Source organism: Bradyrhizobium sp. INPA03-11B (genome assembly GCF_040446015.1).
Classification (GTDB): Bacteria; Pseudomonadota; Alphaproteobacteria; order Rhizobiales; family Xanthobacteraceae; genus Bradyrhizobium; species Bradyrhizobium macuxiense_A.
This window is the reverse complement of sequence record NZ_JASGSR010000022.1, coordinates 84,735-91,404: the sequence shown is the minus strand read 5'-3', so window position 1 is coordinate 91,404 and position 6,670 is coordinate 84,735. Positions and strand designations below refer to the sequence as shown.

The 6,670-nt window shown below is 67.6% G+C and carries 6 protein-coding genes; 5 read left to right on the top strand and 1 reads right to left on the bottom strand.

Annotated features, from left to right (window positions below; all coding sequences use genetic code 11):
* The first annotated feature begins 342 nt into the window (after window positions 1–342).
* From QMZ05_RS11955 to QMZ05_RS11935, 5 genes are all read left to right on the top strand, one after another.
* Complete coding sequence (locus QMZ05_RS11955) at window positions 343–969, top strand: HAD family phosphatase (protein ID WP_353700922.1); 627 nt, start codon at window positions 343–345, stop codon at window positions 967–969.
* A gap of 39 nt (window positions 970–1,008) precedes the next feature.
* Complete coding sequence (glp, locus tag QMZ05_RS11950; RefSeq protein WP_353700921.1) at window positions 1,009–2,220, top strand: gephyrin-like molybdotransferase Glp; 1,212 nt, start codon at window positions 1,009–1,011, stop codon at window positions 2,218–2,220.
* 243 nt (window positions 2,221–2,463) lie between these two features.
* A complete protein-coding gene (gene lexA, locus QMZ05_RS11945; RefSeq protein WP_279706247.1) occupies window positions 2,464–3,168 on the top strand; it encodes a transcriptional repressor LexA in 705 nt (234 codons plus the stop codon).
* A 255-nt stretch (window positions 3,169–3,423) separates the two neighbouring features.
* Window positions 3,424–3,852, top strand: coding sequence for a hypothetical protein (locus QMZ05_RS11940; protein WP_074130078.1), 429 nt, complete (start codon window positions 3,424–3,426; stop codon window positions 3,850–3,852).
* Between the two features lie 145 nt (window positions 3,853–3,997).
* Complete coding sequence (locus QMZ05_RS11935) at window positions 3,998–4,225, top strand: hypothetical protein (RefSeq protein WP_095734877.1); 228 nt, start codon at window positions 3,998–4,000, stop codon at window positions 4,223–4,225.
* 11 nt (window positions 4,226–4,236) lie between these two features.
* Here QMZ05_RS11935 and QMZ05_RS11930 read toward each other — a convergent pair whose 3' ends face one another.
* Window positions 4,237–6,525, bottom strand: coding sequence for a ComEC/Rec2 family competence protein (locus QMZ05_RS11930; RefSeq protein ID WP_353700920.1), 2,289 nt, complete (start codon window positions 6,523–6,525; stop codon window positions 4,237–4,239).
* Window positions 6,526–6,670: the final 145 nt, after the last annotated feature.

Below are 6,670 nucleotides of genomic sequence, written 5' to 3'. Positions count from 1 at the left end.
CCTTCAAAACCGGCCTCGAACACTTCCACGCCGTCGCCGCAGGATGGAGCCTCAGAGATCTGTGCATGCCCTAGTGCTTCCGCAGGGACGACAAGTGGAGAGAGCCGCGCACTCACCTACTCTCCGCTGTCATCGCCCGGCTCGACCGGGCGATCCAGTACGCCGCGGCCTCTCGGTTCAAGCACGACCGCCTCTGGAATACTGGATCACCCGCTTTCGCGGGTGACCACCCTGCATGAGATGGACCGAGCCGGGGCCAACCTCAGCATTCCGGTCGCATGCCTGCCGCACAAATCGGGGACATTGCCGCCCGCCTGCAATTCTCGTACACGGTTTCACGCAATGACCTCGCAACTCTCCCCCGATTCCGTCGACGTGCTGTTGTTCGATATCGGCCGCGTCGTGCTTGAGATCGACTTTGACAAGGTGATGGCGCACTGGGCCCAGCACGCAGGATGCGCACCGGCCGAGCTCGCCAGCCGCTTCGTCGTCGACGACAGCTTCAAGCATCACGAGATCGGCCGGATCGACGATGCGGCGTTCTTCGCGAACCTGCGCCAGTCGCTGGGCATCGGCCTCAGCGACGCGCAATTCCTCGAGGGCTGGAATTCGATCTTCACCGGCGAGATGCCGGGCATCGCGCCGCTGCTCGCGGCCGCCGCGAAGCGTATGCCGCTCTACGCGTTCTCCAACACCAATCCGGCCCACGTCGCGCATTTCTCGGTCGCCCATGCCGAGTTGCTCGGACATTTCCGCAGCGTCTTCCTGTCCTCGAGCATCGGCTTTCGCAAACCCGACGCCGAGGCCTACGATCATGTGGTAAAAGCCATCGGCGTGCCGGCGTCGCGGATCCTGTTCTTCGACGACCTGGCTGCCAATATCGAGGGTGCGCGGGCGCGCGGCCTTCGTGCCATCCACGTGACATCGACGGATGACGTGGCAACGGCGCTGACTGCACTTGGTATTTGAACGCCGGGATTTGAACCCTGGATTTGAGGAGTTCTGAGCGTGGCCCTGATGCCGGTTGCCGATGCCCTGTCCGCCGTTCTCGCCGGCGCCGAGCCGCTGCCGCAGGAAATGGTCGCGCTCGATGCCGCTTACCACCGCACGCTGGCGGGTGACCTCGCCGCGCTCCGCACCCAGCCGCCGCAGCCGATGTCGGCGATGGACGGCTATGCGGTGCGGGCAGCCGACGCGGCCGATCTGAAGGCCCGGCTCAAGGTGATCGGCGAAGTCGCCGCCGGCCGGCCGTTCGAGCGGACGGTCGGTGCCGGCGAGGCGGTGCGGATCTTTACCGGCGGCGTGATCCCCAACGGCGCCGACGCCGTCATCATCCAGGAGGACACCAGGGTCGACGGCGACCACATCGCGATATCAGAGGCGGCAGCCGCCGGACGGCACATCCGCGCCGCGGGCGTCGACTTCCGCGAGGGCGACGTGCTGCTCGCCGCCGGCAGCCGCCTCTCCGACCGCGCGCTGTCGCTGGCGGCGGCCATGAACTACCCGGAGCTCGCGGTCCGCCGCCGGCCGAAGGTCGCGGTGCTGGCAACCGGCGATGAGCTGGTGATGCCGGGATCAAAGCCCGGCGCCGGACAGATCGTCTATTCCAACGGTTACGCACTGCGGGCGCTGGCGCGGGCCGAAGGCGCCGAGACCGTCGACCTCGGGATCGCCGCCGACACCGTGGAGGCGACCACGGCCGGCATCCGCCGGGCGCGCGAGAGCGGTGCCGACATCCTGATCACCACCGGCGGCGCCTCGGTCGGCGACCACGATCTCGTCAAGAAGTCGCTGGAGGCCGAGGGCGTCCAGATGGCGTTCTGGCGCATCGCGATGCGGCCCGGCAAGCCGATGATGCACGGCCGGCTAGGGCCGATGCGGGTGATCGGCCTGCCCGGCAATCCGGTGTCGTCCTATGTCTGCGCCTTCCTGTTCCTGGTGCCGTTGATTCGCGCGTTGAGCGGCCGAAAAACGATTCATCATCGCCGCGCGAGCGCCCTGCTCGGCCGCGACCTCGCCGCCAACGATCAGCGCGAGGACTATCTGCGCGCGCGCCTGGACGAGCGCGAAGACGGCACGCTGATCGCAACGCCTGTCATGCAGCAGGACTCGTCGCTGCTCGGGAATCTCGCTGCGGCACGGGCACTTCTCGTGCGTCCGCCGTTTGCGCCGGCGGCTGTCAAAGGCACCGAATGCGAGATCCTGACGCTGCCTGAGTGAGGCTTTCGCGGCCCGCTCATTGTGCGTTGCCGAGCGCGTTCACCTGAAATTAAGTGGTTGCAGAACACATATCGAACATATAGTGTCCGTTCATGATTTGTTTCGAGTGCTGGTGTCTACAAACGGGAGGCCGCCAGGGAGCGCTTGCAACAAGCACAATGCTCCTGAGGTCAGGCCCGGCCTGCAGGCCCCACTGAAGAGTCTCGGAATCGAACGACGCTATCAACCGGGGGAATACTCGAGATGCTCACGCGCAAACAGTACGAACTTCTGCGTTTCATCAATGAACGTCTGAAAGAGGCCGGCGTGCCGCCCTCCTTCGACGAGATGAAGGATGCGCTCGACCTGCGCTCGAAGTCCGGTATCCACCGCCTGATCACTGCGCTGGAGGAGCGCGGCTTCATCCGCCGCCTACCCAACCGCGCCCGCGCCATCGAAGTCATCAAGCTGCCCGAGCTCGCGGCCGGCGGCGGCAACGGCCGCCGCGGCTTCACGCCGAGCGTCATCGAAGGCACCCTCGGCAAGCGCACCAGCACGCCCCCGGTCGCCGAGGACGACGGCAACCGTCCGGTCGCCGTCCCCGTGATGGGCCGGATCGCCGCCGGTACGCCGATCGAGGCGCTGCAGACCCGCAGCCACACCATCAGCGTGCCGCCCGACATGCTCGGCGCCGGCGAGCATTATGCGCTGGAAGTGCGCGGCGACTCGATGGTCGATGCCGGCATCCTCGACGGCGACATGGCGCTGATCCAGCGCAACGACGTCGCCAACACCGGCGACATCGTGGTGGCGCTGATCGACGAGGAGGAAGCCACCCTGAAGCGCTTCCGCCGCCGCGGCGCGTCGATCGCGCTGGAGCCGGCCAACACCGCCTATGAAGTGCGCATCCTGCCGCCGAACCGGGTCCGCATCCAGGGCAAGCTGATCGGCCTCTATCGCAAGTACTGAGTTGCAAATACTTGCAGCGGCGAGGAACGAGCAACACGTCGGATCGTTCCTTGGAAGATAGCGCAGCATGCGGCCAGCCCGATGCGCTCCGATACCTCTCACGCAGCGTCGCGTGTTTGTGATTGAGGCGGTCTCAGGCCAGTCGTAGAATAGCCCAGAAACGAGCAGACACTCGTTCGCTATCGTCCACTCTGGTAGAGGCCCTATGCCTCAAGGAGAGGCACGGGTCGCTACCTCGAAATGAGGAGCCAACCGATGTGTGACTATAGTCTGCACGCCGTGGCATCGCGCCCCGCCATTGTCGGAGAGACGCTGATCACGACGACCTTCCGCGGCACGTCGACCCGCGGCTTTGCTTCGGAGAACGATCCCACTGTCGCGGTCTGCATGCTGCCAGGCACCGAGCTCGCTTTCGCCGAGAACGTTCGCTACGACAGCCGCTGGATCTGGACCAAGACGATGAACTTCCGCGTCGGCGTGTTCAACGAAGTCGAGCCCGACGTGCCCGACCGCCATCACGACGCGGTCGAATTCCCCGACGGAAGCCATGTGCTGGTGACCCAGCTCGTCGAGGGGCAGCGCGTCAGCGTGCTGCAACTGCCGGCGCTGCATCCGCCGGTCGAGCAGAAGCCGAAGGTTGTGGAGCGGCGGCCCTCTGCATTCGCGTCGCTGTTTTTGGGTTGAGCGCATCGTCGCCGCGGAATGAACCGTTCGGCGGCGGATGACCTAAGCGATTTCGAGCGACCCCGGACGTCGGGTTCCGGGGCGCATCTGGAGATTTGCGTCGGCGGACGGCTTGGCGCATCATCGTGCACGGAGGACGTGCGCGGTGGTCGATAAGGTCACATGGCAAAAAGCTGGACGCGTCACAGAACCGGGCCGCTACATGTTCCGGTTCGGCTGGCTGACGGTCACGGCCGACGACCTGAAGGTCTGGGAACGGTTTCCCGAGGCGGTCTTCACTCTCGTCAAGAAGCCCGACGGCGGCCCCGACTCCGACGAATACCATCTCGGCCTGTTTGAGCTGCCCTCCGGCACCTCGCTCGATCCCGGCTAATCCTCGCCTTACTAATCCTCGCCTTGCAGATCGACCTCGGACGGCGTCGCGTCGACGGCGGGCCGCGGCGCGGCGGTGGGCGCGCGCAGCGTGGTCTCGCTCTCGCCATAGCCGGGAACCGCCGGCGACCACGGCCGGTCGATCCCGCCCGGCTTGACCGCATCGATGGCGTAGCCGTCCCGGTTCCGCCGCAGCATCAGCGCGCCGTGGCGCCGCAGCCGCTCGGCGTCGATCACGGAGGCGGCGCAGTCCCGCGGCGGTGGCGGCCGCGCGGTCACGATCAGCGCCGCGCGCTCGCAATCGTCCGCCAGCGCCTCCGGCCGGGTCGCCAGCGCGACGAAGGCGCCACCGGGCCCTTGCGTCACGCAGCCGCTCGGATCGCAGGAGACCCCCTCGCCGAGCGACGCATCCGCGGCCGTTCGGGCATCAGCATCGGCCGCCAGCCATTCCTTCACGAGAAAGGCATCCTTGGCGCTGTGCATCAGATGCAGCCGGCCGTCGCCGCCACGCACCGCGACATTGCGGCCATCGGCGGAGACCAGAACGTCCGGCTGCGGCACCCGCACCGCCCAGACCGAGGCCACCACGAGCAACGAGGCCCCCGACCAGCGCAGCGGCGAACGCAACAATCCGAGCAGGATCAGACCGGCACTCGCCAGGATCATCGGCCCGACACCGAACGCCGCCATCCGGCCGACCGCGCCGGGCAGCGCCGCGACCCATTGCGTCACCAGGATCATCCAGTCGATGCCGAACCCCATGATCGCCCAGAACACGCCGTCGAAGCCGAACGGCATGGCGAGGAGCCCGAGCAGGCCCGCCGGCATCACCACGGCCGACACCACGGGCATGGCCGCAAGGTTCGCGAGCAGCCCGTAGGGCGTCACGCGATGGAAGTGGAACGCGGCGTACGGGGTCGTCGCGAGCCCTGCGACCAGCGAGGCCAGCGTCAGCATCGTGAGCTCGCGCCCGCCCCACAGCGCGACCCGCGCGGTCGCCGAATGGTCCGGCGATGCCAGAAGGTTCGGCAGCCCGATCTGCACCAGCGCCACCAGCCCGAGCGTCGCGGCGAACGACATCTGGAAGCTCGGATGCACCAGCGCCTCCGGCGCGATCGCGAGCACGATCAGCGCGGCCACTGCCAGCGTGCGGAAAGTGATCGCGCGGCGGTCGACGATCACGGCGATCAGCACCACGGCCGTCATGAAGAACGACCGCTGGGTCGCGACCTCGGCTCCCGACAGCAAGAGATAGAACGCCGCGGCGACCAGCGCGGCCGCCGCGGCCCATTTCTTGATCGGGTGCCCCGCCGTCAGCGCCGGAAACAGCGCAAGCAGCGCGCGGATCGTGAAGAACACGACGCCTGCGACGACAGCCATGTGGTAGCCGGAGATCGACAGCACGTGGCCGAGCCCCGAGATGAACATCGCATCGTTGACCGGCGTCGTGATCGCATCGCGCCGGCCGGTGAGCAGCGCGGTTGCGATCGCGCGCTGGTCGCCGTCGAGCGTGGTGCGGATGCGTGCGTCGATCGCGTCGCGCAGCCACTGCATGAAGGCGGCATAGCGCAGCGCGAGGCCACCGGCCGCCGGCGGCTCCCTGGTCTTGACCGCACCCATCACGAAGCCGGAGGCGCCGATGCCCTGGAAATACAGGTCGCGGCCGAAATCATAGGAGCCCGGACGCTGCGGCCCGAGCGGCGGCATCAGCCGCGCCTTCAATTCGACGAAGCTGCCGACTTCGGGCGCGGTGCCCTTCTTCACCGAGAGCCTGACACGCTCCAACTTCGTGTTGTCGCGCGGGCTCTCCATCGAGACCACGCGCAGCACGAAGCGATCGGTCTTCTCTCTGATGTCGCGCGTCTCGACAAAGCCGGTCAGCGCTACCGAGAACATCGGCCGCGCCAGCACGCCGTGAGCGATCCGCGCCGTCTTCCATGTCGCCATGGCAAAGCCCGCAGCAACGGCAGCCAGCATCACGATGGCAGGAAACACGCTGCGCCGCCGGAGCAGCAGCGCCAGCAGGCAGAGCACGATCGCGACAGTGGCGGCGACCGACAGCACCGGCTCGTGCTCGGCCGCAAAATAGAATGCGATGCCGGTGCCGAACGCGACCGGCACCCACGGCAACAGCCGACCGGCGCCCGCCTCCGCGCGCGCCCACTGCCGCAGCGTCTCGACGAAGGGCCGCCAGATGCTGGCAGGTGTCGGCAGATAGCCGCCGGCAGGAACGGCGGCACGCGGCGGCCACGTCCCCGCGTAGCCGCGTTTGCCGCCCGGCGTCGTGCCCTGCTCCGCCATTCCACTTGTGATCCCTGCCGGGCGGCAAGGCTACCGGAAGCAGTGACCTCACCGCTAGCGGAACGGATGCAGAATACGGACCGGCAAGGCGGGATACGAGGACCGACCTGCGCCGCGCGGCTCCCCGCACGGGCCATAGCTCCTG

Excerpts from the sequence above, each read along its gene's own strand:
- QMZ05_RS11930 (WP_353700920.1), bottom strand. The coding sequence starts at position 6,525 with ATGGCGGAGCAGGGCACGACGCCGGGCGGCAAACGCGGCTACGCGGGG.
- QMZ05_RS11940 (WP_074130078.1), top strand. The coding sequence starts at position 3,424 with ATGTGTGACTATAGTCTGCACGCCGTGGCATCGCGCCCCGCCATTGTC.
- lexA (WP_279706247.1), top strand. The coding sequence starts at position 2,464 with ATGCTCACGCGCAAACAGTACGAACTTCTGCGTTTCATCAATGAACGT.
- QMZ05_RS11955 (WP_353700922.1), top strand. The coding sequence starts at position 343 with ATGACCTCGCAACTCTCCCCCGATTCCGTCGACGTGCTGTTGTTCGAT.